At 73.9% G+C, this 23,484-nt stretch carries 19 protein-coding genes; 6 read left to right on the top strand and 13 right to left on the bottom strand.

Annotated elements, in window-relative coordinates:
• Window positions 1-77: 77 nt before the first annotated feature.
• Window positions 78-626, bottom strand: coding sequence for a hypothetical protein (locus tag ACSNN9_RS04690; protein ID WP_436671374.1), 549 nt, complete (start codon window positions 624-626; stop codon window positions 78-80).
• Between the two features lie 37 nt (window positions 627-663).
• Window positions 664-2,367: a bifunctional 3'-5' exonuclease/DNA polymerase gene (locus ACSNN9_RS04685; protein ID WP_436671373.1), complete on the bottom strand. Its 1,704-nt coding sequence runs from the start codon at window positions 2,365-2,367 to the stop codon at window positions 664-666.
• 112 nt (window positions 2,368-2,479) lie between these two features.
• On the opposite strand from ACSNN9_RS04685, the gene ACSNN9_RS04680 reads away from it, so the two are divergent.
• Complete coding sequence (locus tag ACSNN9_RS04680; protein WP_436671372.1) at window positions 2,480-4,351, top strand: ABC transporter transmembrane domain-containing protein; 1,872 nt, start codon at window positions 2,480-2,482, stop codon at window positions 4,349-4,351.
• Window positions 4,348-6,078: an ABC transporter ATP-binding protein gene (locus ACSNN9_RS04675; RefSeq protein WP_436671371.1), complete on the top strand. Its 1,731-nt coding sequence runs from the start codon at window positions 4,348-4,350 to the stop codon at window positions 6,076-6,078. The genes ACSNN9_RS04680 and ACSNN9_RS04675 overlap by 4 nt, the downstream gene beginning before the upstream one ends.
• Window positions 6,079-6,088: 10 nt before the next feature.
• On the opposite strand, the gene ACSNN9_RS04670 is transcribed toward ACSNN9_RS04675, so the two are convergent.
• The 5 genes from ACSNN9_RS04670 to ACSNN9_RS04650 are packed head-to-tail and all read right to left on the bottom strand — an operon-like array spanning window position 6,089 to window position 11,113.
• Entirely contained in the window at window positions 6,089-7,018 is a 930-nt protein-coding gene (locus tag ACSNN9_RS04670) for a carbohydrate ABC transporter permease (protein ID WP_436671370.1), read from the bottom strand.
• Complete coding sequence (locus tag ACSNN9_RS04665; RefSeq protein WP_436671369.1) at window positions 7,018-7,926, bottom strand: carbohydrate ABC transporter permease; 909 nt, start codon at window positions 7,924-7,926, stop codon at window positions 7,018-7,020. The genes ACSNN9_RS04670 and ACSNN9_RS04665 overlap by 1 nt, the downstream gene beginning before the upstream one ends.
• A 15-nt stretch (window positions 7,927-7,941) precedes the next feature.
• Entirely contained in the window at window positions 7,942-9,378 is a 1,437-nt protein-coding gene (gene ngcE, locus ACSNN9_RS04660) for an N-acetylglucosamine/diacetylchitobiose ABC transporter substrate-binding protein (protein WP_436671368.1), read from the bottom strand.
• 26 nt (window positions 9,379-9,404) lie between these two features.
• Complete coding sequence (locus ACSNN9_RS04655; protein WP_357881406.1) at window positions 9,405-10,154, bottom strand: SIS domain-containing protein; 750 nt, start codon at window positions 10,152-10,154, stop codon at window positions 9,405-9,407.
• Window positions 10,151-11,113: a MurR/RpiR family transcriptional regulator gene (locus ACSNN9_RS04650; RefSeq protein ID WP_436671367.1), complete on the bottom strand. Its 963-nt coding sequence runs from the start codon at window positions 11,111-11,113 to the stop codon at window positions 10,151-10,153. The genes ACSNN9_RS04655 and ACSNN9_RS04650 overlap by 4 nt, the downstream gene beginning before the upstream one ends.
• Window positions 11,114-11,305: 192 nt before the next feature.
• Between ACSNN9_RS04650 and ACSNN9_RS04645 the strand changes: the two genes are divergently transcribed.
• Entirely contained in the window at window positions 11,306-12,295 is a 990-nt protein-coding gene (locus tag ACSNN9_RS04645) for an N-acetylglucosamine kinase (RefSeq protein ID WP_436671366.1), read from the top strand.
• Window positions 12,296-12,607: 312 nt separating this feature from the next.
• Here ACSNN9_RS04645 and ACSNN9_RS04640 read toward each other — a convergent pair whose 3' ends face one another.
• The 3 genes from ACSNN9_RS04640 to ngcE (ACSNN9_RS04630) form a co-directional block, all read right to left on the bottom strand.
• Window positions 12,608-13,513 carry a carbohydrate ABC transporter permease gene (locus ACSNN9_RS04640; protein ID WP_436671365.1) on the bottom strand — a complete coding sequence of 302 codons (906 nt, stop codon included), beginning with the start codon at window positions 13,511-13,513 and terminating at the stop codon, window positions 12,608-12,610.
• Window positions 13,510-14,418 carry a carbohydrate ABC transporter permease gene (locus tag ACSNN9_RS04635; protein WP_436671364.1) on the bottom strand — a complete coding sequence of 303 codons (909 nt, stop codon included), beginning with the start codon at window positions 14,416-14,418 and terminating at the stop codon, window positions 13,510-13,512. The genes ACSNN9_RS04640 and ACSNN9_RS04635 overlap by 4 nt, the downstream gene beginning before the upstream one ends.
• Before the next feature lie 73 nt (window positions 14,419-14,491).
• Window positions 14,492-15,910: an N-acetylglucosamine/diacetylchitobiose ABC transporter substrate-binding protein gene (gene ngcE / locus ACSNN9_RS04630; protein WP_436671363.1), complete on the bottom strand. Its 1,419-nt coding sequence runs from the start codon at window positions 15,908-15,910 to the stop codon at window positions 14,492-14,494.
• Window positions 15,911-16,105: 195 nt separating this feature from the next.
• Between ngcE (ACSNN9_RS04630) and ACSNN9_RS04625 the strand changes: the two genes are divergently transcribed.
• Entirely contained in the window at window positions 16,106-17,575 is a 1,470-nt protein-coding gene (locus tag ACSNN9_RS04625; RefSeq protein WP_436671362.1) for an acyltransferase family protein, read from the top strand.
• Here the strand turns inward: ACSNN9_RS04625 and ACSNN9_RS04620 are convergent.
• Together ACSNN9_RS04620 and ACSNN9_RS04615 are read right to left on the bottom strand one after the other, a co-directional pair.
• On the bottom strand, window positions 17,547-19,037 hold the full coding sequence (locus ACSNN9_RS04620) for a CoA-acylating methylmalonate-semialdehyde dehydrogenase (RefSeq protein ID WP_436671405.1): 1,491 nt from the start codon (window positions 19,035-19,037) through the stop codon (window positions 17,547-17,549). The two genes, ACSNN9_RS04625 and ACSNN9_RS04620, sit on opposite strands and share 29 nt — an antisense overlap.
• A gap of 17 nt (window positions 19,038-19,054) precedes the next feature.
• A complete protein-coding gene (locus ACSNN9_RS04615; protein WP_436671361.1) occupies window positions 19,055-20,362 on the bottom strand; it encodes an aspartate aminotransferase family protein in 1,308 nt (435 codons plus the stop codon).
• 162 nt (window positions 20,363-20,524) lie between these two features.
• Here ACSNN9_RS04615 and ACSNN9_RS04610 point away from each other — a divergent pair, with 162 nt between their 5' ends.
• Window positions 20,525-21,577, top strand: coding sequence for a hypothetical protein (locus ACSNN9_RS04610; protein ID WP_436671360.1), 1,053 nt, complete (start codon window positions 20,525-20,527; stop codon window positions 21,575-21,577).
• Here ACSNN9_RS04610 and ACSNN9_RS04605 read toward each other — a convergent pair.
• Window positions 21,565-22,242 carry a Tat pathway signal sequence domain protein gene (locus ACSNN9_RS04605; protein WP_436671359.1) on the bottom strand — a complete coding sequence of 226 codons (678 nt, stop codon included), beginning with the start codon at window positions 22,240-22,242 and terminating at the stop codon, window positions 21,565-21,567. The genes ACSNN9_RS04610 and ACSNN9_RS04605 overlap by 13 nt on opposite strands.
• A 361-nt stretch (window positions 22,243-22,603) precedes the next feature.
• On the opposite strand from ACSNN9_RS04605, the gene ACSNN9_RS04600 reads away from it, so the two are divergent.
• A complete protein-coding gene (locus ACSNN9_RS04600) occupies window positions 22,604-23,389 on the top strand; it encodes a TetR/AcrR family transcriptional regulator (protein WP_436671358.1) in 786 nt (261 codons plus the stop codon).
• Window positions 23,390-23,484 lie beyond the last annotated feature (95 nt).

The raw sequence follows: 23,484 nt of genomic DNA, 5'->3' as shown, positions 1-23,484 counted from the left end.
GGGCGAAAAGGGAAAATAGTGCAACTGTTACCGGGGCGGAACCTCCCCGGGCCCTGCGCGGGAGGCTGTGCGGACGGTCAGGACGGCGTCCCGGCGGCGGCGACCGCGACCGGCATCGGGTCGCGGGGCGGACGCGACAGCAGGCGCGCCAGGTCACCGTGGGTCTGCGCGAGGAACCCGGCCGCCGTGGCGGAGTAGATGGACATGAGCATGGCCGGCTGGAACGCCAGCAGGCCCGGGCCCGCCAGCGCGGCACGCCGCTCGCCCAGCGACACCGGTCGGTAGGGCGCGCCCAGCTCGGCGGCGAGGCCCGCCGCGGTGAGCGCGACGGGCCCCGTCAGCTCGTACGTGCGCCCGCGGTGGGCGGCGGGGTCGGCGGCGACCCGTACGGCGGCGTCGGCCAGGTCCTGCCGGGCCACCGCCGCCAGCGCCCCCGTGCCGAACGGGGCCGTGACCGCCCCGCCGACCGGGGCGGCCAGCTGGCCGAACAGTTCGGCGTAGAGCCCGTTGCGCAGGATCGTCCAGCCCAGCCGGCTCTCCCGCAGCCGGCGCTCCGTCCACCGGTGCGCGAACGCGAAGGCCAGGTGGTCGCCGGCGCCGACCAGGCTCGTGTGGGACGCCGCCAACCCCGGAGCGGGCGTCTCCTGACCGGGGCGGAAGCCGTCACGCCGCGTCGGCGTAGCAGTCGACGACCGACAGGTCCAGCGGGAAGCGGACCGGGGTGTCGCCGAAGAGCAGCGCGGCGGCCTGCTCGCCGCACCGGGTGACCGCCTCGGCGACCGCGTCGGCCCGCTCCGCCGGGCAGTGCACGACCACCTCGTCGTGCTGGAAGAAGACCAGCTCGCCGCCGGTGCTGGCGAGCCGGCCGCGCAGCGTCGCCAGCAGGGTCGAGGCCCACTCGGCGGCGGTGGCCTGGATGACGAAGTTGCGGGTGAACCGCCCCCGGGACCGGGCCGCCCGCGCCCGCGGCGACTGCGGATCGCCGCCGCCGTCGGGGAGGTCGGCGTCGGGGTCGCCGAATCCGGCGGTGCCGGGCGGGCAGGTGCGACCCAGCCAGGAGCGCACCAGCCCGCCGGCCTCCCCCGTGCGGGCGGCCGCCTCCACGTAGCCGAAGGCCGTCGGGTAGTTGCGCCGCAGCACCGCCAGCGCCGGCACGGCCGCCCCGCCGGTCTGCCCGTACATCGCGCCGAGCAGCGCCACCTTGGCCCGGGGCCGGTCGCCGCCGAAGGCGTCCTGGGCGAGGGCGGCGTAGAGGTCGCCCGCGCCACCGGCGGCGGCGAGCCGGGCGTCGCCGGAGACCGCGGCGAGCACCCTCGGCTCCAGCTGGCCGGCGTCGGCGACCACGAACCGCCAGCCCGGTTCGGCCACCACCGCCCGGCGGATCACCTTGGGGATCTGCAACGCGCCGCCGCCCCGGGTCGCCCAGCGGCCGGAGACGACCCCGCCCGGGACGTACTCCGGCTGGAACCGGCCGTCGCGCACCCAGGCGTCGCGCCAGGCCCAGCCGTGCGCCGTCCAGATCCGGTAGAGCTCCTTGTACTCCAGGACCAGCGGCACCGCCGGGTGGTCCACCCCGCGCAGCACCCAGGCCCGGGTGTTGGGCAGTTCCACGCCGGCCCGGGCGAACGCCCGCAACAGCTCCGCCGGGGAGTCGGCGTGCAGCTGGCGTACGCCGAACGCGTCGGCGATCCGCGCGGCCAGCTCCGCCAGCCGGCGGGGTGGGCCGCCCACTGGCGACGGCTCGCCGAGCAGCTCGGCGAGGAGCTCGTCGTGCACGTCGGCCCGCCAGGGCAGCCCGGCGGCACCCATCTCCACGGCGATCAGCGCGCCGGCCGACTCGGCGGCGACCAGCAGCCGGAACCGGCCGGGATGCTCGGTCGCGGCGATCCGGGCGAGCTGGTCGGCGTAGACGCGGGTCAGCGCCTCGACGCCGGGGCCCGGCGGGCCGGGCAGGGCGTCGAAGAGCGCGCCCTGGCCGTGGCCGGGCGGCGCGGCAGGGCGGGGCGGCGGGTCGGCCGGCACCGGCGCGCCGGTCAGCCGGGCCCAGGCCGCCGCGAGCGAGCGGGGCTCGCCCCAGCGGCCGGCGTGGCCGAGCAGCAGGGCCTCGGTCAGCTCGACGTCGTGGCAGCGCTCGACCCGCACCCCGGCGCGCAGCAGCGCGGGGTAGACCGTCGCGCCGGAGGCCCACACCCAGCGCGGGCGGTCCGCCGCCTCGCGGGCCGCGACGGCGGCGGCCAGGTCGGCGACCGGCTGCACCGGGCCGGCCGGGCGCCCGGCGGCGTCGAGGGGCCGCAGCGCTCCCCCACCCCGCTCGTCCGAGACCACCGCCACCAGCACGGACGTGATTCTGCCTCGCCCCTGCGACACTCCACGCGCCAACCGCCGCTGGGCGGGTCGGCCGTGACCGGCGGCGACGACACGTCGGCAGGCGGTGGGAACGGGGCGGTGCGGCGGTGCCCCGGCTCGGTAGCGTGGGCCGGTGCCACCACGCATCCCCCATCCCGAGCCCGGCACTCCGGACACCAGGGGGCCGCTGCGGTACCTGTGGTGGCTGGTCCGCTGCCAGCCGTGGCGGGTGCTGCGCGGCAGCCTGCTCGGCACGGCCTGGATGACCGGGCTGTCGGTCCGGCCCTACCTGATCTCCCGCGCCGTGGACGACGGGCTGCGCACCGGCGACACCCGGGCCCTGGCCCTGTGGGTGGCGGCGATCGTCGTCGCCGGCGTCGGGCTGTCCTGGCTGGGCATCATGCGGCACCGCACGATGACCTTCATCCGGGAGGACGCGAAGGCGCGCTCCGCCGCCGTGGTGCTCCGCCAGCTGTCCCGGGTCGGCGCCGTGCTACCGCGCCGGGCCGCGGCGGGCGAGGTGGCCACGGTCGGCGGCACGGACATCGACCGGGCGGCGCAGGTGATGACGGTGACCGGGCCCGGCGTCGGCGCGGTGGTCGCGTACCTGGTCGTCGCCGTCGTGCTCTGGTCGATCTCGCCCCTGCTCGCGCTCTGCGTGCTGGTGGGCGTGCCGTCGGTCGTCCTGGTCGTCGCTCCCCTGCTGCGCCGGCTGGAGCGGGCGGAGTCGGTCTACCGGCAGCAGCAGGGTGAGCTGACCGCCCGGTCGGGCGACATCGTGGCCGGGCTGCGGGTGCTCGCCGGGGTGGGTGGCCGCGGCCTGTTCGCCCGCCGGTACGCGGCCCGCTCCCGCGACCTGCTCGCCGAGGGGTACCGGGTCGGCGCCGTGAACAGCTGGATCGACGCGGCGACGGTGGCCGTCCCCGGGCTCTTCCTCGCGGCGGTGGTGTGGCTGTCGGCCCGGATGACGGTCACCGGCGACATCAGCGTCGGGGAGCTGGTCGCGGTCTACGGCTACGTCGCGACGCTCGTCGTGCCGGTCTGGTTCCTGCTGGAGGGCGGCCACCAGCTGATCCGGGGCCGGGTCGCGGCCCGCCGGATCGTGGCCCTGCTCGCCGTCACGCCGGACGACGTCGGCGGGCCGCGCGACACGCCGGCCCGCGCCGGCGCGGCGACGGTTCCCGGCAGCCGGCAGCCGGCCGGCCCCGCCGGCCCGGTCCCGCCCTCCGGCGGCCCTGTCGGCCCCGCCGGCCCGGTCCCCGCCGGCCCGGTCCCGCTCCCCACCGGTCCGGTCGCGGCCCCCGCCGGTCCCGCCGACCTGCACGACCCGTCGAGCGGGCTGACCGTCCGGGCCGGCCGCCTCACCGCGGTGGCCGCCGCCGACCCGGCGGAAGCCCTCGCGCTGGCCGACCGGCTCGGCCGGTACACCGTCAGCGACGCCTCCTGGGGCGGCGTGCCGCTGACCGGCGTCGGACTGGAGCAGGTGCGGGCCCGCATCCTGGTCGCCGACCACGACGCCTACCTGTTCGCCGGGACGCTGCGGGACGTGCTGCGCGGGGCCCGGCCCGACGGCGACCGCGAGCGGTTCGCCGCCGCCCTGCACGACGCGTCGGCCGAGGACGTCGTCGACGCCCTGCCGCGCGGGCTCGACACCCCGCTGGACACCCGCGCCCGCTCCCTCTCCGGCGGCCAGCGGCAACGGGTCCGGCTGGCCCGGGCGTTGCTCGCCGAGCCGGAGGTGCTGATCCTCGTCGAGCCGACCTCCGCGGTGGACGCGCACACCGAGGCGCGGATCGCCGAGCGGCTGCGCCACGCGCGGGCCGGCCGGACCACCGTCGTGCTCACCACCTCGCCACTGCTGCTGGGCCGGGCCGACGAGGTCGCGCACCTGGTCGCGGGGCGGGTCACCGCCACCGGCACCCACGCCGACCTGCTCGACCGCGACCCGGGCTACCGGCGGCTCGTGGCCCGTGGCGACGCCGACGCCGAACAGGCGCTGCGGTGAGCGGGCTACCGGTCGCCGACCGGGCCACCGTGCGCCGGGCGACGCGCCAGCTGATCGCCCGCGACCGGCGCGCCGTCGCGGTCGTGCTGGCACTGCACGCGACCGCCACGGTCGCCGGGCTCGCCCCGCCGTGGCTGCTCGGCGCCATCGTCGACCGGGTCTCCGCCGGGGCCGGCGTCGCCACCGTCGACCGGCTCGCCCTGGCGATCGGCGCGGCCGTGCTGGTCCAGGCGCTGCTGTCGCGGTACGCGCGCTACGCCGGCCACCGCTTCGGCGAGCGCGCCGTGGCCCGGCTGCGCGAGGAGTTCGTCGAGCGGACGCTGAACCTGCCCGTCGGCGTCGTCGAGCGCGCCGGCTCCGGGGACCTGGCGACCCGCAGCTCGGTCGACGTGGCGACGGTCGGCACCACCGTCCGGGACGTGGTGCCCACCATCGTCGTCGCCTCGGTGCAGCTGACACTGCTGTTCGGGGCGGTGTTCCTGCTGCACCCGCTGCTCGGGCTGGCCGCGCTCGCCGGGCTGCCGACGATCGCGCTGGTGACCCGGTGGTACCTACGGCGGGCCAGCCCGGCGTACCTGGCCGAGGGGGCGGCCGCCGCCGAGCTGACGGAGACGCTGACGACCACCGCGGAGGGCGCCCGTACGGTCGAGGCGTTCCGCCTCGCCGACGAACGGATCGGGCACGGCACCGCGCGCATCGCCCGGGTCTGGGCCGCCCGGCGGGCGACCCTGGCGCTGCGCACCGTGTTCTTCACCGTGGTGGAGGCCAGCTACCCGCTGCCCGTGGCCGCGCTGCTGCTGGTCGGTGGGCTCCTGCTCGCGCGGGGCGAGGTGTCCCTCGGCGCGGTGGTCACCGCGACGCTCTACCTGCAACAGGCGATCGAGCCGCTGGACCGGATCCTCCAGTGGACCGAGCAGGCGCAGCGCGGCTTCGCCTCGTTCGCCCGCGTGCTCGGCGTCGGCCAGGTGCCGCCGGAGCGGCCCGGCCGGGCCGCCGCGCCGGTGGACGAGCGGCTGGTCGTGCGGGGCGCCCGGTTCGCGTACGGCGGCGGACCCGACGTGCTGCACGGCATCGACCTCCAGGTGCGGCCCGGCGAGCGGTTGGCGCTCGTCGGGCCGTCGGGGGCCGGGAAGTCCACCCTGGCGCGGCTGCTCGCCGGGATCGACGCGCCCCGGGAGGGGGTCGTCAGCGTCGGCGGCTGCCCCGTGACCGATCTGGACCCGGCCGAGCGCCGGCGGCGCATCGCCCTGGTCACCCAGGAGCACCACGTCTTCATCGGATCGCTACGCGACAACCTCGCGTTCGCCGCCCCGGACGCCTCCGACGACCGGATGCGCGCGGCGTTGGCCACGGTCGGTGCCGACTGGCACACCCGCCTGCCCGACGGCCTCGACACCCTCCTCGGCGACGGGGCGCACCAGCTCGGGGCGGCCGAGGCCCAGCAGCTCGCGCTGGCCCGGCTGGTGCTCGCCGACCCGCACACGCTGATCCTCGACGAGGCGACCGCCGCCCTCGACCCGACCACCGCCCGGCGCACCGAGCGTGCCCTGGCCGCCCTGCTCACCGGGCGGACCGTCATCGCGATCGCGCACCGCCTCAACACCGCCCACGACGCCGACCGGGTGGCGGTGCTGGAGGGGGGCCGGATCACCGAGCTCGGCAGTCACGACGAGCTGGTCCGGGCCGACGGCCCGTACGCCGCCCTGTGGCGTTCCTGGCATCCCTGACCCGACCGGGTCACTTCACCGCGCCGGAGGTGAGGCCGGACTGGATCTGACGCTGGAAGATCGCGTACACGACGATCATCGGGAGGATGGCGATGGTCAGGGCGGCGAAGAGGCCGGACCAGTCCGCCTCGTAGCCGGCGTTCACCGAGATGTCCGCGATGCCCTGGGTGAGCACCCACTTGTCCTTGGCGTTGGAGAGCAGCACGAGCGGCAGCTGGTACTGCCCCCACTGACCGATGATGTTGAAGATCCCGACGCTGATCAGGCCCGGCTTCGCCATCGGCATCATCACCTGGAAGAAGAGCCGGGTGTGCGAGCAGCCGTCGATCATCCCCGCCTCGGCGACCGACGACGGCAGCGTCTTGAAGAACGCGGCCAGGAAGAACACCGTGAACGGCAGCGAGTAGGCGATGTAGACCAGCACCACCCCGGTGTGCGTGTCCAGCAGTCCCAGGTTCTTCACCACGAAGAAGAGCGGCACCAGGGCGAGGAAGACCGGGAAGGCCAGCCCGGAGACGAACAGGTAGTAGATCGCCCGGTTGCCCCAGAACTTGTAGCGCGCCAGCACGTACGCGGCCATCGAGCCGAGCAGCATGGTGCCGAAGGTGCTGCACGCCACCACGATCACGCTGTTGAGGAAGTAGCGCCCGACGTTGGCCTTGTTCCACGCCCGGGCGTAGTTTTCGAACCTCAGCTCGCCCGGCAGGGTCCACGGGCTGCTGAAGATCTCCGTGGTGTTCTTGAACGAGGCGAGGAACGTCCAGAGGATCGGCACGATCACGATCACCGCCCAGACCGCGAGCGCCACGTGCCCGAGTTTGGCGAGGAGCCGTACCTCCGAGCGGCGGCCCCTGCCGCCGCGCCCACCCGCGGCGCCCGGCTTGACGGTCTTCGGCGGTAGCGCCGCCGGTGTCGGCGGCAGCGTCGTCTGCGGGTTCATCAGTACTCCACGCTTTCCCGCTTGGTCAGCCGCAGCGTCAACGCCGCGAACGTGAGGGTGAGGAAGAACAGCGCCACGCCCATGGCCGAGGCGTAGCCGTACTTCGAGTAGACGAAGGCGTTGCGGTAGATCTCCATCGCCAGCACGGTGGTCGCGCCGTCCGGGCCGCCGCCGTCCACCGAGAGCACCGAGACGATGGCGAACGCGTCGAACGCGGCGATGCCCAGGTAGACCCAGGCGACCTGGAGGGTGTCCCAGAGCAGCGGCAGGGTGACCCGGAAGAAGAGCGTCACCCGGCTCGCCCCGTCCACCTCGGCGGCCTCGTAGATCTCGCCGGGGATGGAGGCCATGCCCGCCGAGAAGAGCACCACGTAGAAGCCGACCGCCTGCCAGACCAGCACGCCGATGATCGACCAGAGCGCCAGGTTCGGCCGGACCAGGAAGAGCACCGGGTCGAGGCCGAGCTTCATCAGCACGCCGTTGATCAGGCCGGACTCGTTGGGCCGGTAGACCATCTGGAACAGCACCGCGATGATGGCCACCGCCAGGACCTGGGGGAAGAAGAACACCACCCGGTAGAACTTCGACCCCCAGACCCCCTGACGCTGCCCGCCGCTGCTCTTGCCGCCCACGTTGAGCAGGAACGAGAAGAACAGCGCGATGGCGATGGTGATCAGCGGCAGGGCAAGCAGCAGTACGCCGTGGTGCTGGACCGCCTTCCAGAAGTTGTCGTCGTCGAACAACCTCCGGAAGTTGTCGAAGCCCACCCACTGCGGGGCCGAGAGCCCTCGCCAGTTGGTCATCGAGATCTGGAACGCCTGCGCGTACGGCGCGATGACGAAGACCACGTACAGCGTGACCGGGACGAAGAGGAACCCGATCACGAACGGATACTTGCCGTGCCGCATGACCTCACGCTCCGATCAGCGCTTGAACTTGGCGATGGAGCTGTCCTTCTTGATCGCGTCGGCGCGCTTCTGGATCCGCTCCACGAAGGCGTCCGCCTTGATCCGGCCGAACATCAGCTCGTTGGTGGCCGTCCGGGCCTCCGTGTCGAGCTCCTTGTACCAGCCGTCGAAGTACAGGTTGAACACGTCCTGGCCGGCGGCCTTGAGCGCCTTCTGCGAGCTGGCCACGCCGGGCGGGAAGGCGTAGCCCTCCGAGCCGGCGGTGACCACCGTCGGGGCCTTGACCACCTCGGTGAAGCCCTTCGCGCCGGCCACCGAGAGCATCTGGCGCATGTACTCCAGGCCGCCCTTGGGGTTCTTGCTCTTGGCCGAGACGAAGTACCCCTCACCGGCGGTCGCCCGCAGCGCCGTGCCCGGCAGCTTGTCCGAGGCGGACAGGCTCGGCACCGGCATCAGCTGGTACTCGAAGCCGGACGGCGTGTCCTTCTTCTGCTCGCCCTCCAGCCAGTCCCCGCTGGGGTAGAAGGCCAGCTTGTACTGGTTCTGGCGCAGCTGCACGTCGGTGTGCTTGAGCCCCTCGAAGCTCTTGTCGACGTACTTGGCGCCGATCTCGGCCCACGCCTCGGCGGCCTGCTTGACCGCGTCCTGCTGCCAGGCGCCGTCCTCCAGGTTGTCGATGTTCTTCAGCACGTCCGTGCCGCCGATCTTCGCCGCGTGGGTGAGGATCACGTTCCACTGGTAGTACGCGGCGTTCGCCCCGGCGTAGCCGTACGGGGTGATGCCCTTGGCCTTGATCTGGTCGAGCAGGGCGGTGAACTCCGACCAGTTCTTCGCCGGCGCCCAGCCGTTGTCCTTGAACAGCTTGCCCGAGTACCAGATGCCGAAGACGGTGGAGACGTAGTACAGGACGTACGGCTTGCCGTTGAACGAACCGGCCTCGACGGTGCCCGGCACCACGGTGTCGCGGACCTTCTTGTTGGGGTCGTCGACCGACGGGGCGTCCCACAGCTCGGTGAGGTCCATCAGCTGGCCGTCGGCGACCAGGGAGCCGAAGTCGATCAGCTTCTCGCCGGAGTTGTTGACGAACTCCGGCGGGTTGCCCGAGGCGAACCGCGGCTGGAGCACCGTGGACACGGCCTGGGTCGACTGGTGCTTGATCTCGGCCTTCGGGAACGCCTTCTTGTACAGCGGCTGGTGCACGTCGGTGGCGTACTTCTCGCCGTAGCCACCGTTGAAGATGACCACCTCGATCGGCGCGTCCTCGGCGACGCCGAGCGGGTTGGTGGCGCTCTTGGTGCCGCCGGCGACCTGCTCGTTCTTCTCGTCGCCACCGCTGGTCGCGCAGGCGCTCAGCAGGCCGGCTGCGGGGGTGGCGAGCAGGCCCACCGCGGCGGCCCGACGCAGCACGGTCCGGCGGCTCAGGTCGGCCGGGTTGTCGGGGGTATTCGACATCGTCGTCTCTCCTTGTGGTGTTCGGGTCAGGCGGTCCGCCGGAGGCGCCCGGCGTACCGCGACTCGAGGGCGTGGTTGTGCTCGTCCCCGCCGGGGACGTTGGCGGAGAGGTAGATAGGGGGTACCTCCCCGGCCTGGTGGAACCGTCGTACGACCTCGGCGGTCAGCAGCTGCGCCAGCAGCGCCGCGGTGACCGAGGAGACCGCACAGACCGCGCCGCCGCCCTCGAGCGGCAGCAGTGCGTCGCCGTACGGCGCGCCGTTGTCCAGCACGACGTCGGCGAGGTCGGCGAGGCGCCTGCCGGACGGGTGCCGCGGGGCGACCCGTGCGGTGTGCGCGACCGAGGTGACCGCGATCAGCGGGTGGCCGCGGCCGGTGACCAGCGTCGCCAGCTCGACCACCGAGCCGTTGATGCCGGACTGGGACGCCACCACGAACACGTCCCGCGGCTGCGGGGCCGCCAGCGCGTAGAGCTGGTGGGCGACGGCGGGGTCGCGCTCCAGCTTCGGGTCGGCGAGCACGTCGCGCGGGGCGTCGCCGTGCAGCACCAGGTCGTGCAGGGAGAGCCGGTTGGTGGGCACCAGGCCGCCGGCCCGGGCGACCAGCTCCGCGGCGAACGCCTCGGAGTGGCCGGCGCCGAACGCCTGGAGCACCCCGCCGGCGCGCAGGCTGGCGGTGATCAGGTCGGCGGCGGCGCCGATGCCGTCGGCGCTGGCGTCGACGAGCCGGTCGAGCACCGGCCGGACGGCGTCGGCGTACCCCTGGGCACTGATCATGCGGTGGCCCCCTTCGCGGCCTTGTGCCCGTCGACGGCCTGGGCGGTACGCCGGAAGGCCGCGTGGGCGCGGTCGTGGGTGCGCTGGGCGACGGCGATGTAGAGCAGGTCGAGCACGACCAGCTGGGGGTGCCGGGCGGACAGCGCGTCGGGGCGGAAGGTGGTGGCCTGGCTGGCGGTGAGCAGCACGATGTCGGCCAGCTCGGCCAGCGGCGAGCGCGGGAACCCGGTCAGCGCCACGGTGGTCGCGCCCCGGCTGCCCGCCTCGGCGAGCATCTCGATGGTCTCCCGGGTCTGGCCGGTGTGCGAGATGCCGAGCGCCACGTCGCCCTGGCGCAGCAGGGCCGCGCTGGCGAGGCCCTCGTGCACGTCGTTCCAGGCCCAGGCCGCCACCCCGATGCGGTGCAGGCTGAACTGCATCTCCTCGCCGACCAGGGCGCTGCCGCTGGCGCCGAAGATGTTCACCCGGGACGCCCCGGCGATGGCGACGGCGGCCCGTTCCACCTCGGCGAGGTCGAGCAGCGCGGCGGTGTCGTGCATGGCGCGGGTGTCGGCGGCCATGATCTGGTCGAGCACCCGGGAGAGGGGGTCGCTCGGCTGGATCTCGCGTCCGATGTCGACGGTCCAGCCCGCCGAGCGGGCCCGGCCGGTCTCCGCGGCGATGCCGAGCCGCAGGTCGGCGTAGCCCTCGAAGCCCATCGCCCGGCAGAACCGGGTGATCGTCGCCGGGGAGGTGCCGCTGCGTTCGGCCAGCTCCACGATCGTCGCCCGGGCGGCGGCCTCGGGATCGCTGAGCACGTGCTCGGCGACGCGGCGCAGTGCCCCCGTCAGCTCGCCCGCGCCGGCCCGGACCCGCGCCAGCACGCCCTCGGAGCCGACCCCGAGCGCCCCCCGCCGGTCGACCGCGCCGGCGTCGACCACCGCGGTCCCCGCGGAGGTGTCCACCTCGTGATCAACCATGGGGCACCTTTCGGAAAAGACTGTTAACTGTTAGTGGTAAAAGTTCTTACTAAAGGCCCCTCCGTGTCAAGGCTGTGGTCGAAGTTTTCAAACTGTTACCTGGCGCACGGCCCGCGGACCCGCCTACCCCCTTGCCCGCCGCCGCCGGGCCGGCCAGCATGAACGCGGCGTCGATCGGAGGGGCGGGTGCGGATGTCCGACAGCGTCGTGGTCGGCCTCGACGTCGGGGGTACGTCCACCCGGGCGACCGCCCTGGCCCTGGACGGGCGGCGGCTGGGCAGCGGACGGGCGGGCGGCGGCAACCCCACCAGCCACGGGGCCGAGCGGGCCGCCGGCGAGCTCCTGGCCGCCCTGCGGGAGGCGCTCACCGACGTCGATCCCGCCCGGGTGCGCGGCGGCACGATCGGGCTGGCCGGGGCGGGCCGACTGCTCGCGGACCCGGCCGGCCGGGACGCCTTCGACCGGGCCTGGCGCGACGCCGGCCTGCGCTGCCCGTACGCGGTGCACGGCGACGCGCTGGTCGCGTACGCCTCGGGCACCGCGAGCCCCGACGGCACGGTGCTCATCGCCGGCACCGGGGCGATCGCCGCCGGGGTCCGGGGGCTACGGCTGGACCGAATCGCCGACGGTCACGGCTGGCTGCTCGGCGACGCGGGCTCGGGCTTCTGGCTGGGCCGGGAGGCGGTCCGCCGGCTGCTCGCCGACCTCGACCGGGGGCACGCGCCGGGCCGGCTGGCGAGCGCGGTGCTCACCGAGCTGCTGGGCCCCGCCGAGGTGGCGTCCCGCCCCCGGGACACCGTCGACGCCCTGGTCCAGGCGGTGACCCGGCGGCCCCCCGTGGAACTGGCCCGGCTCGCGCCCCTGGTGGTCGCCGCCGCCGTCGACGGCGAGCCGGTGGCCGGCGGGCTGATCGACGAGGCCGCCGCGCACCTGGCGCGGAGCGCCGCGCGGATCCGCCCGGCCGGCGATGCCTCCCCGATCGTGCTCGGCGGCGGCCTGCTGACCGGCGACACCCCGCTCGCCGCGGCGGTGCGGGCGGAGGTCGGCCGGCAGTGGCCGGACGCGCCGCTGCACTCGGCCGGCGACGGCGCCGCCGCGGCGGCCTGGCTCGCCGCCCGCGACCTGCCCGAGGTGACCGACCCGCGGGCCCTGCACGCCCTGCTGGTGCCGGCGACGGCCTGACCCCGCCGGGGCGAGGGCCATCGGCCCCACCGCCCTCCGGGAGAGGTCGCAGGCGGCGTTCAGCGCGAGCGACCCGCCGACGGGTTCGTCGAACGACGCTGTCGAGCTGAGTCGTCTACGACATCAGCTCGACAGCGCACGAGCCGAGCTGGCCGTACCGCGCCGCGCCGCCGAGCCGAACCGAGATGGCCGAGCCGCGCTGGCGAGCCGACTCGGCACTGCCGCCCCGGCAGCCGCGGTGCGCGGGCGCGGGCACGGGCGCCGGGCGGTCGCGTCGAACGGCGATCAGAAACGGTCGCCGAAGGGCCGGAGTTACTTGAGCTGGCCGGCGGTGAGGCCGGACTGGACCTGGCGCTGGAAGAGGATGTAGACCAGCAGCACCGGGACCACCGCGATGGTGAGGCCGGCGAAGAGTTGCGCGTAGTCCCCGGCGTAGCCCTGGTTGACCGAGAGCGCGGCGAGCCCCTGGGCGAGCACCCACTTGGACTCGTCGCCCTGCATGAGCACCTGGGGCAGCAGGAACTGGTTCCAGTGGCTGAGGAAGTTGAAGATGGCGACGCTGATCAGTCCCGGACGTGCCATCGGCAGCATCACCTGGAAGAAGAGCCGGAAGTGACCACAGCCGTCGACCAGGGCCGCCTCCGCGACGGCGGTGGGCAGGGTACGGAAGAAGGCGGTCAGGAAGAACACCGTGAACGGCAGCGAGTAGGCCGCGTAGACCAGGATCAGCCCGGTCCAGGTGCCGAAGAGGCCGGCGTTGCGCACCACGAAGAACAGCGGCACCAGGGCGAGGAACACGGGGAACATCAGCCCGCCCACGAACAGGTAGTAGACGACCTGCTTGCCCCGGAACTCGTAGCGGGCGAAGACGTACGCGGCGGTGGCGCCCATCAGCATGGTGAGGGTGACCGAGCCGGCGACCACCACGAGGCTGTTGAGGAAGTACTGGCCGATGTGCGCCCCGCTCCAGGCGCGGGACCAGTTGTCGAAGCGCAGCGCGTCGGGGAGCGCCCACGGGTCGGCCAGGATCTCCGCGTTGCTCTTGAACGAGCTGATGAACATCCAGAGCAGCGGCAGTACGGTCAGCGCGCCCCAGAACAGCAGGAAGCCGTGCGACAGCACGTTGGCGACGCCGAGCTCGCGGCGTACCGGGCGGTCGGCGGGGCCGGCGGGCTCGGCGGGCAGCGCCACGGGTGCGGGCTTGTCCAGAGTCGTCACGAGTACTCGATCCTGTCTCGCTTGCTGGCCCGCAGCGCCAGCACCGCCACCGTGAGGGTCAGGAAGAACATCACCACGCCGATCGCCGAGGCGTAGCCGAACTTGGTCTCGCTGCCGAACGCCGTGTCGTACATCCGCACGCCGATGACGTCGGTGGAGAAGTTGGGGCCGCCGTTGGTCATCAGCTGCACCAGGATGAACCCGTCGAGGGCGAAGATGGCCAGGTAGACCCAGGCGACCTGGACGGTGTCCCAGAGCAGCGGGATGGTCACCTTGCGCAGCGTGGTCAGCCGGGAGGCGCCGTCGAGCATGACCGCCTCGTAGATCTCCTTGGGGATGGCCGACATGGCCGCGCCGAAGAGCACCACGTAGAAGCCGACGTTGCTCCAGATCATCACGGCGAGGACGCACCAGAAGGCGGTCCGCGGGTCGCCGAGCCAGGTGGGCGCGGCGAGACCGACGCCGTTCAGGGCGCTGGTGAGCAGGCCCTTGTTCGGGTGGTAGACCTCCTTCCAGAGCAGCGCGATGATCACGACGGAGAGCACCTGGGGGAAGAAGTAGACCGTGCGGTAGAACGACGAGCCGCGCACCCCGCTGACCCCGGCCCGCCCCTTCCGGCCGCCCATGTTGAGCATGGTGGCGAAGAAGAGGCCCAGCACGATCGTCAGCACCGGAACCAGCGCCAGCAGGATCGCGTTGTTCTTCAACGCGTTCCAGACGTAGTCGTCGTTCCACAGCGTCCTGAAGTTCGCCAGCCCGACGGAGTTGGCGTCGGGCGAGTAGCCGAGCCAGTCGGTCGTGGAGATCTGGAACGCCTGCAGGTACGGCGACACGACGAAGATGACGTAGAGCAGCACCGGCGGCACCAGGAAGGTGACGATCAGCGGGTACTTGCCATGTCTCACGATGAGGTCCTACCTCTTCAGCGGCGGCCCGGTGAGGGCGGGATGGACCACTCCGCCCCCACCGGCCGGGGTGTCAGGCGGCCCGCTTGTACTTCTTGATCGAGCTGTCCTGGGCGATCGAGTCCGCGCCCTTCTGGCACTGGTCGAGGAACTCCGCCGGGCCGATCCGCCCGCTGAAGAACTCGCCGCACGCGGCGTCGACCAGGTTGCGCTCCAGCTTGCGGTAGTAGTTGTTGTAGACCCAGTTGAAGCCGTTGCTGCCGGACGCGTCCAGCGCCTTCACCACCGTGCTCAGCCCGAACGGCAGCTCGACGCCCTCGCTCGCGCCGGCCACCACGGTCAGGCTGGAGACCTTCCTGGTGAAGTCCTGCGCGCCCTTCTTGGAGAGCATGACCCGGAAGAACTCCAGGCCACCGGCGACGTTCTTGGCCTTCGCCGGGACCATGAACGGCTCGCCGGCGGTGCCCCGGACGGCCTCGAACGGCAGCTTGTCGCCGCTGCCCAGACTCGGGGTCGGCTGGATGGTCATGTTGAAGCCGGCCGGCGTGACGTCCTTCTGCTCGCTCTCCAGCCAGGAGCCGCAGGAGATGAAGGCGGCCTTGCCCTGGCACCACGCGGTCTGCGACTGCTTGTGGTCGAGGCCGGGCGAGCCCTCGAGGATGAACTTGTCCTTGACGATCTGGTGCCAGGCGTCGGCCGCGGTCTTCATCGCGTCGGACTTCCAGGCGTTGGGCTCCAGGTTGTCGATCGCCGTGGCGACCGAGGGGCCGCCGAGCTTGATCGCGGTGGAGATCAGCGGCCAGCTCATGTAGCGCGGGTGCGCGCCCGCGTACGTCCAGGGGGCGATGCCGGCGGCCTTGATCTGCTTGCACAGCGCGATGTGCTCGTCCCAGGTCTTGGCGTACTCCCACTTGCGCTCCGTGAAGAGCTTGGTGGAGTGCCAGATGCCGTAGACGGTGTAGGTGTAGTTCATCACCAGGAACTTGCCGTCGTACGAGCCGACCTCGACCGCGCCCGGCAGCAGGGTGTCCTTGACCGTCTTGCCCGGGATGTCGAGGCTCGGGGCGGCGAGCAGCTCGCCCAGGTCGGCGACGGCGTTCTGCGACACCAGGCCGTTGAAGTCGATCTGGCCGGCGCCGGAGTTGTTGACCACGTCCGGCGGGGTGCCGTCGACGAAGCGCGGCTGGAGGGTCTTGCTGATCTCCTGCGTCGCCGAGTGGTTGATCTTCGCCTTCGGGTACTTCTCGGTGTACATGGCCTCGTGGGCCTTCGCGTACTCCTCGCCGAAGCCGCCGTTGAAGATCACCACCTCGAGGGGCGCATCCTCCTTGACACCGAGCGGGTTCTGTTCGCTCTTGGTGCCCTTGTAGGCGCCGGCGTCGCCCTTGTCGTCGCCACCGCCGCCCGTGGCGCAGCCGGTCAGCAGGCCGGCGGCGGGGGTGGCCAGGAGGCCGGCGGCAGCGGTACGCCGCAGGATGTCACGCCTGTTCATGGTCTCTCCTCGGATCGGTCCGGGCGGCCGCCGGAAGGGGGATGGTGACCGCCGCACGAGGCGCAGGGGGAATTTGTCTTCAGTTCGCAATATCTTGCTGAAGAATTTCTACGGCAGGAGGGCGCGGACTTCAACCCCCGGGAACCGAACCGTTATCAGCACCGGCCAGTCGCCGCCTGACGTACCCTCGGGGCCATGCGCCGCCTGCGGCAGCTCGCCGCGCGCACCCCCGCTGGTCGGCAACGTTACGTCGACCTGCTCCGGGCGCTCGCCATCGGCATGGTCGTTCTCGGCCACTGGGCGGTCGCCGCGATCGGCGAGGACGCCACCGGCCGGCCGACGGGACGCTCGGCGCTGCCCGACCTGCCGTGGGCGTACCCGCTCACCTGGGTCGCCCAGGTCATGCCGATCTTCTTCCTGGTCGGCGGGTACGCCAACGCGGCCTCGCTGACCGCCCGCCGGGCCGCCGGCGTCGACGCCACCGCCTGGCTGCTGGACCGGGGCGCCCGGCTGCTGCGCCCCACGAGCGCGCTGCTGCTGGTTATCGCCGGCGGCGCCGCGCTCGCGTCGCTGGTCGGCGTCGAGGCGACCCTGGTGCGTACCGTCGGCTGGTTCGCCACGATCCCGCTCTGGTTCCTCGCCGCCTACCTGATCGTGGTGCCGCTGACCCCGGCGATGCTCGCCCTGCACCGCCGCTTCGGCCTGCTCGTGCCGTCGGCGCTGGCCGCGCTGGTCCTCGCGGGCGACGTGGCGCGGGCGCTGGGCCCGGCCGAGCTGGCGCTGCCGAACTACGTCTTCGGCTGGCTGGCCGTGCACCAGCTCGGCATCGCCTGGCGCGACGCCGACGCCGGGCGTCACGACGCCCATCCCGCTCCACGGGCCGCGCCCGCGCGGGGTGGGCCCCCGGCGCGCCCCGCGGCCGCGCGGGAACGCGGGCTGCCGCTGTCCCGCCGCGCGGGCGCGGCGACGCTGCTGGGCGGGCTGGCGGCGACGGTGCTGCTGACCACCGTCGGACCGTACCCGGTGAGCATGCTCAACGTGCCGGGCGAGCGCCTGGACAACGCGGCCCCGCCCAGCCTGGCCCTGCTCACCCTGACCGCCGCCCAGTTCGGGCTGATCCTGCTGCTGCGCGGCCCGGCGGAGCGTTGGCTGCGCCGTTCCCGGCCCTGGCAGGCGGTGATCGCGGTGAACGCGGTCGTGCTCACCGTCTTCCTCTGGCACCTGACCGCCGCGATCCTGCTGGTGGGCGCGCTGGACGCGGCCGGGAAGCTGCCGACCCCGCCGGTGGGGTCGGCGGCCTGGCTGGCCTGGCGGGTGCCGTGGGTGCTGATGCTGGCCGTGGTGCTGGCCGCCCTGGTCGCCGTCTTCGGCCCCGTCGAGGCCCGCACCGGCCGCGCCGGGAGCGCCAGCGCCGGAGACGGCCGGCGGGCCGGCGGCGGGGCCGCGGCGGGCCGCGCGCCGGCCGGGCGCGGGTGGCGGGCCACCGCGCGCACCGCGCTCACCGCCGCCGGTTTCGCCGCCGTCGTGTACGCCCTGGTGGTCAACGCGGAGACGCCGAGGTCGGCGCCCGAACCGCTGGGGGTGCCGGCGGCGGCGCTGGTGGCGTACCTGGTCGGGGCGGGCACCCTGCGGCTGCTCAGGTCTGGGTGGGGAAGCCGAGGTTGACCCCGCCGTGCCGGGGATCCAGCCAGCGGCTGGTGACCACCTTGCCCCGGGTGAAGAAGCGCACCCCGTCCTCGCCGTGCGCGTGCAGGTCGCCGAAGAGCGAGGCCTTCCAGCCACCGAAGGAGTAGTACGCCATCGGCACCGGGATCGGCACGTTGACGCCGACCATGCCGACCTCCACCTCGTGCTGGTAGCGCCGGGCCGCGCCGCCGTCGTTGGTGAAGATCGCCGTGCCGTTGCCGTACGGGTTGGCGTTGACCAGCTCCACCGCCTCGTCGTACGAGCCGACCCGCACGACGCCGAGCACCGGGCCGAAGATCTCGTCGGTGTAGATCGACATGTCCGGGGTGACGCGGTCGAACAGCGTCGGGCCCAGCCAGAACCCGTTCGGGTCCCCGTCCGGCTCGACGTCGCGGCCGTCCACCACCGGCACCGCGCCGGCGGCCACCCCCGCCTCGACGTACGAGCGCACCCGGGCGGCGTGCGCGGCGGTGACCAGCGGGCCCATGTCGCAGCCGCGCCGGCCGTCGCCGGTGCGCAGCCGGCCCATCCGCTCGGCGATCCGGGCGACCAGGGCGTCGGCGACCGGCTCCACCGCGACCAGGACCGAGATCGCCATGCACCGCTCCCCCGCCGAGCCGAACCCCGCGTTGACCGCCGCGTCGGCGGCCAGGTCCAGGTCGGCGTCGGGGAGCACCACCATGTGGTTCTTCGCCCCGCCCAACGCCTGCACCCGCTTGCCGGCGGCGGTGCCGCGCTGGTGGACGTGCCGGGCGACCGGGGTGGAGCCGACGAACGACACCGCCTTCACGTCCGGGTGCGCCAGCAGCGCGTCCACCGCCTCGGCGTCGCCGTTGACGACGTTGAGCACCCCGTCGGGCAGGCCCGCCTCGGCGAACCACTCCGCCAGCAGCAGCGCCGCGCTGGGGTCCTTCTCGCTCGGCTTGAGCACCACCGCGTTGCCGCAGGCCACCGCGATCGGCAGGAACCACAGCGGCACCATCGCCGGGAAGTTGAACGGGGAGATCACCGCCACGACGCCGAGCGGCTGCCGCAGGCTGTAGGAGTCGACCTCGGTGGAGACGTTCTCGCTGAACCCGCCGCGCAGCGCCGAGGGGATGCCGCAGGCGTACTCGATGATCTCCAGGCCGCGCTGCACCTCGCCGGCGGCGTCGGCGAGCACCTTGCCGTGCTCGGCGGTGATCACCTCGGCGAGCCGGTCCCGCCGCGCGTGCACCAGCTCCCGGAAGGCGAACAGCACCGCCGTCCGTCTGGCCAGCGACGCGTCGCGCCAGAGCCGGGCCGCGCGCCCGGCGGCCTCCACCGCGACCGCGACGTCCGCCGCCGAGGCCAGCTCCACCCGGGCGGTACGCCGGCCGGTCGCCGGGTCGAAGACGTCCCCGTGCCGCCCGGACGAACCGCTGAACGGCTTGCCGTCGACGAGGTGGCCGATGACGCGCACGTCGTGCTCCGCCGCGCTCACGCCGCCACCTCCGCCGCCACACAGGAGCGGATGGCGTCGACGAGGATGGCCAGGCCCTCGCGGGCCTCGTCCTCGGTCAACGTCAGTGGCGGGCCCATCCGCAACACGTTGCCGTACAGGCCGCCCCTGCCGGTGAGCAGCCCGCCGGCCCGGCACGCCTCGAAGACGCGGGCGGTCAGGGCCGGGTCCGGCTCGGCGGTGCCCGGCCGGACGAACTCGACGCCGAGCATCAGCCCCTTGCCGCGTACCTCCGCGACGCCGTCGAGAGCGCCCACGGCGGCGCGCAGCCCGTCGGCGAGGATCGCGCCGGTGCGGGCCGCGTTGGCCTGGAGGTCGTGGTCGAGCAGGTAGTCGAGTACCGCGTTGCCGGCGGCCGTCGAGACCGGGTTGCCACCGAAGGTGGAGAAGCTGATCGCCGGCACCGACTCCAGCACCTCCGCGCGGCCGACCACGCCGGCCAGGGCGAAGCCGTTGCCGATGCCCTTGGCGAAGGTGAGCAGATCCGGGGTGACGCCGTGCGCCTGGTAACCCCAGAAGTGCTCCCCGGTGCGACCCCAACCGGTCTGCACCTCGTCGGAGACGAACAGGATGCCGTGGGCGTCGAGGACCTTCTTCCAGGCGGCGAAGAGCCCGTCCGGCGGGTGCACGAAGCCGCCCACCCCCTGGACCGGCTCGGCGATCAGACAGGCCACGTCGCCGGCGGTCTGGGTGGCGAGCACCTCGTGCAGGTCCTCCACGGCGGCCTCGACCCGCTCGGCCTCGCCGAGCCGGGCCAGCAGGCCGCGCAGCCGCTCGCCGGAGTGCAGCCAGGCCACCTGGAGCGGGTTGAGCGCGCTGGCGGACCAGCCCCGGTTGCCGGTCACGCCCATCGTCGCGTACGACCGGCCGTGGTAGCTGTTGCGCACGGCGAGGATCTGGTGCGAGCGGCGGTGGTTGGTGGCGGCCAGCAGCGCCGCCTCGTTCGCCTCCGTGCCCGAGTTGGTGAAGAAGACCCGCGCGTCGGGGATGCCGGAAAGCCGGGCGACCTTCTCGGCCAGCTCGACCTGCTGCCGGATCAGGTAGAGGGTGGAGCTGTGCACGATGCCGGTGCGCAGTTGCCGCTCGACCGCCTCCCGGACCTCCGGGACGTCGTAGCCGAGCATGTTCGTCAGCACGCCGCCGAAGAAGTCGAGGTAGGTGCGTCCCTGGGCGTCGGTGACCCGGCGGCCGGAGCCGCGGACCAGCTCGATCGGCTCGTCGTAGTAGAGCGGCATCCAGGACGGGAGCGCGGCCCGGTGCCGGGCCAGCAGATCGTCGGTGGTCATCGTCGCACCCTCTCAGCGGCGTTCGCGGTAACCGCACGCTGCCACCACCGGGCGGCGCGGACAAGAGCCACTGTCCAACGCGGCGCCGGGGCCCCTGACACCCCCGTCGACCCGGCCCGGTCGTTCGCCGCCGGCCGCCTCGGCCGCCGGTACGATCCGGCGGTGCGGACCGGTGAGGTGGCGCTGCCGACGGGCGCGGCGGGGACGGACGTCGAGCAGATCGCGGCCGGCGTACGGGCCTGGGCGGGCTCGGCGCCGCTGCGCGCCCTGGTCGGGCACTTCGGCGGCGACTGGCCGGACGGCGACCTGGCGGCGGTGCTGGCCGGCCTCGACGACTTCTCCGCCCGGCACTGGGACTTCCGGGGCGGCCGGGAACGCCCGGACGCCCGGGAACCGGCCTTCGACCCGGCCACCGCGCGGCTGGTGCTCGCCGCCGCCGCCGCGCTGGGCATGGTCCGTCCGGCGGCCCCGGCCCGCTCGCGGTACGCCCACCTGGTCGTGCTCGGCGGGTTGGCGCACGCCTGCCAGCGCCGGGTCGCGTACGCGGCGCACCTGCTGCGCGCCGGCACCCGGGTCACCGGCGAGGTGGCGGTGCTGGGCAGCTTCCGCCCGCTGTCCGACGTGGAGGGCCGGGCCCTGGAGGCGGCCGGCGTCGCGCCCTGCGACACCGAGGTGGCGGCGCTGGACGCGGCGGTGCGGCGCGAGTTCGCGGTGGCCGCCCCGGCCGACGAGGACGGCCACGACGCCGGGCACCCGCACCACTCCTGGTCGTCGCGCACGTACCGGCCCGCGGGCGGCCCGCCCGTCCGGGTGCTCGCCGCCCCGTCCGGCGACCCCGCGCGGCGGCGCGCGCACACCGCCGACACCCAGCGGTTCTGGGCCGAGCACGTCCGCCTGCGCGCGGGCGAGCCGGTGCTGCTGGTGACCGCGCCGGTCTACGTGCCGTTCCAGCACTGCGACGCGCTGCGCACCCTCGCCGTGCCGTACGGCTGTGAGATCGAGACCGTCGGCGTCGACCCGGCCCTGCCCGACCTGGCCGGGCTGCCCGAGCCGGCGCTCACCCCGGGCCGCTACCTCCAGGAGGTCCGCTCGGCGATCCGGTCGATGCGCGCCCTGCACGCCGCCCTCAGCGACGGCTGGCCGGCGCACGACCGGGGGCCGACGCACGACGGATCGCCGCACGCCGGCCCTGCTGAGCGCGGTCAGTTGACGTAGACGGGGCTGTTCCCCTTGGTGGCGTCCTGCACGGGCGAGTACGCCGCGGAGAAGTAAGCCGTGCCGAAGCAGAGGCTGGGGCCGGAGAACTTCGTCAGCGTCTGGTTGGTGAAGGTGATCGAGTTGTCCGCGTTGTTCGCCGTGCCGGTCAGGCTGTTGGTGCTGGTCCGGTAGACGCAGGTGATCGGGCCGAGCAGCGAGTTCAGCACGACGCTGCTCTGGATCGGCGCCGTCGCCGTGCCGCTGATCCTGACCACGCCGGCGCTGGTGACCGAGGTGGCGTACGGCAGGTTCTGGACGGTCACGCTCTGCACGCCGGTGGTGCCGACGATGTTGCTGGTGCAGCTGGTGAAGGACTGCGCGGTCAGGCTCTCGGTGGCGGTGCCCGGGGCCGCCGGGTTGCTCAGCACCGTGGCGCTGAAGGTGGACGCGGCGCACTTCACGCCGGTGGTGCCCGTGGCGGAGGAGTAGAAGGTGGCGTTGGTACCGGTCCTGAGGCTGGCCCGGATCACGTCGTTGACGGCGACGGCGGTGCCGCCCGGCGTCGGGTAGGTCAGCACGTTGTTGGCGAGCGGCGCCGGGGCGGCGGAGCCCGGGGCGGCGGCGAGGCCGGTCAGCAGCGCGAGGGTGGCGAGACCCACGCCGATTCGTCCGTACCTGAGCATGGTTCTTCCTTTCGGGGGACGGGGGCGACCAGGGCGCGCGGGCGGGGGTGTCCGCGCGGCGATCGGAGCCGTCGCGTGGCGGACGGCGGTGGAGGGTGCCGGGCGGCCGTCGGGGCCGGACGGCGGTGGTGCGGTGGGGTCAGCGGGCAGGTTGGCCTGGCACGCCGCGGCGCAGCGGCGTCACCTGCGTCTTCGCGGCCTTGGGAGGGTGCCGATGTTCCGCGATAATGGCAGCCATCGAGCCCTCCCTCGATGAGTCGACGGGTGACCGTCCGGAAGATCACCCATGGTGACGGGATCCCGACTGAGCGTGCAGAAAGTTATAAACCCCGGAGGGTCGCAAAGTCAATCGAATCGAGAGGTGGACACGTTGACCATGCAGCGCCGTCCGCATCCGGCGCAGGCCCCCCTGCCGGGCGCACGCCCGGGCCGCGACCCCGATCGCGCGATCAAACGTGGTCCGCGCCGGCTCTCCGCCGAGGCGGTGGCCGCGACCCAGCGCGACCGCCTCCTCGACGGGCTCGTACGGGAGGTGGCGACGAAGGGCTACGACAACGCCCGGGTCACCGACATCTGCCACGCCGCCGGGGTGACCCGGCCGGCGTTCTACGCCCTCTTCAGCGGCAAGGAGGACGCCTTCCTCGCCGCGTACCGGCACGGCATCGCCGTGCTGTCGCAGCTCATGGAGAGCGCCTACCGGGAGGCCGGACCGACGTGGTCGGACGCCGCCCGCGCCGCGCTGCGCACCCTGCTGGAGGTGCTCGCGAGCGTGCCCGCCTTCGCCCGGATGGCGCTCGTCGAGGTGGACGCGGCGGGCCCGGACGCGCGCCGGGAGCGCGACGCCCTGCTCGGCAGCTTCCGCCGGTTCTTCGCCGACGCCGGCCCCGGCCCGGCGGGCGCGGGCGTGGACCGGGACGCGCTGGTGTCCACCGTGGTCGGCGGGATCCACGCCACCGTCCGCAGCCGGGTGGCCCAGGGTCGGGCGACGGAGCTGCCGCAGCTGTTGCCGGTGCTCACCTACGCGGCCACCGCACCCTTCCTCGGCACCGACGACGCGACCCGGGCGACGCGGCTGGCACGCCCGGCCGACGGCCCGGGCACGACCGCGCCGTGCGCGCCGGCCGGCGAGGCCGCCACCGTTCCCTGACGCGCGGTCGGAAACCGCAGCGGTTTTTCACTTTGGCCGCATTTGGCAGATGCCGCCTCAACCAGCCCCCACCCGCCGTTGACCTGCCACTTACC

This window comes from Micromonospora sp. URMC 107, assembly GCF_051386315.1.
In the GTDB taxonomy this organism is placed as follows: domain Bacteria; phylum Actinomycetota; class Actinomycetes; order Mycobacteriales; family Micromonosporaceae; genus Micromonospora.
This window is presented reverse-complemented; position numbering and strand designations above follow the sequence as displayed.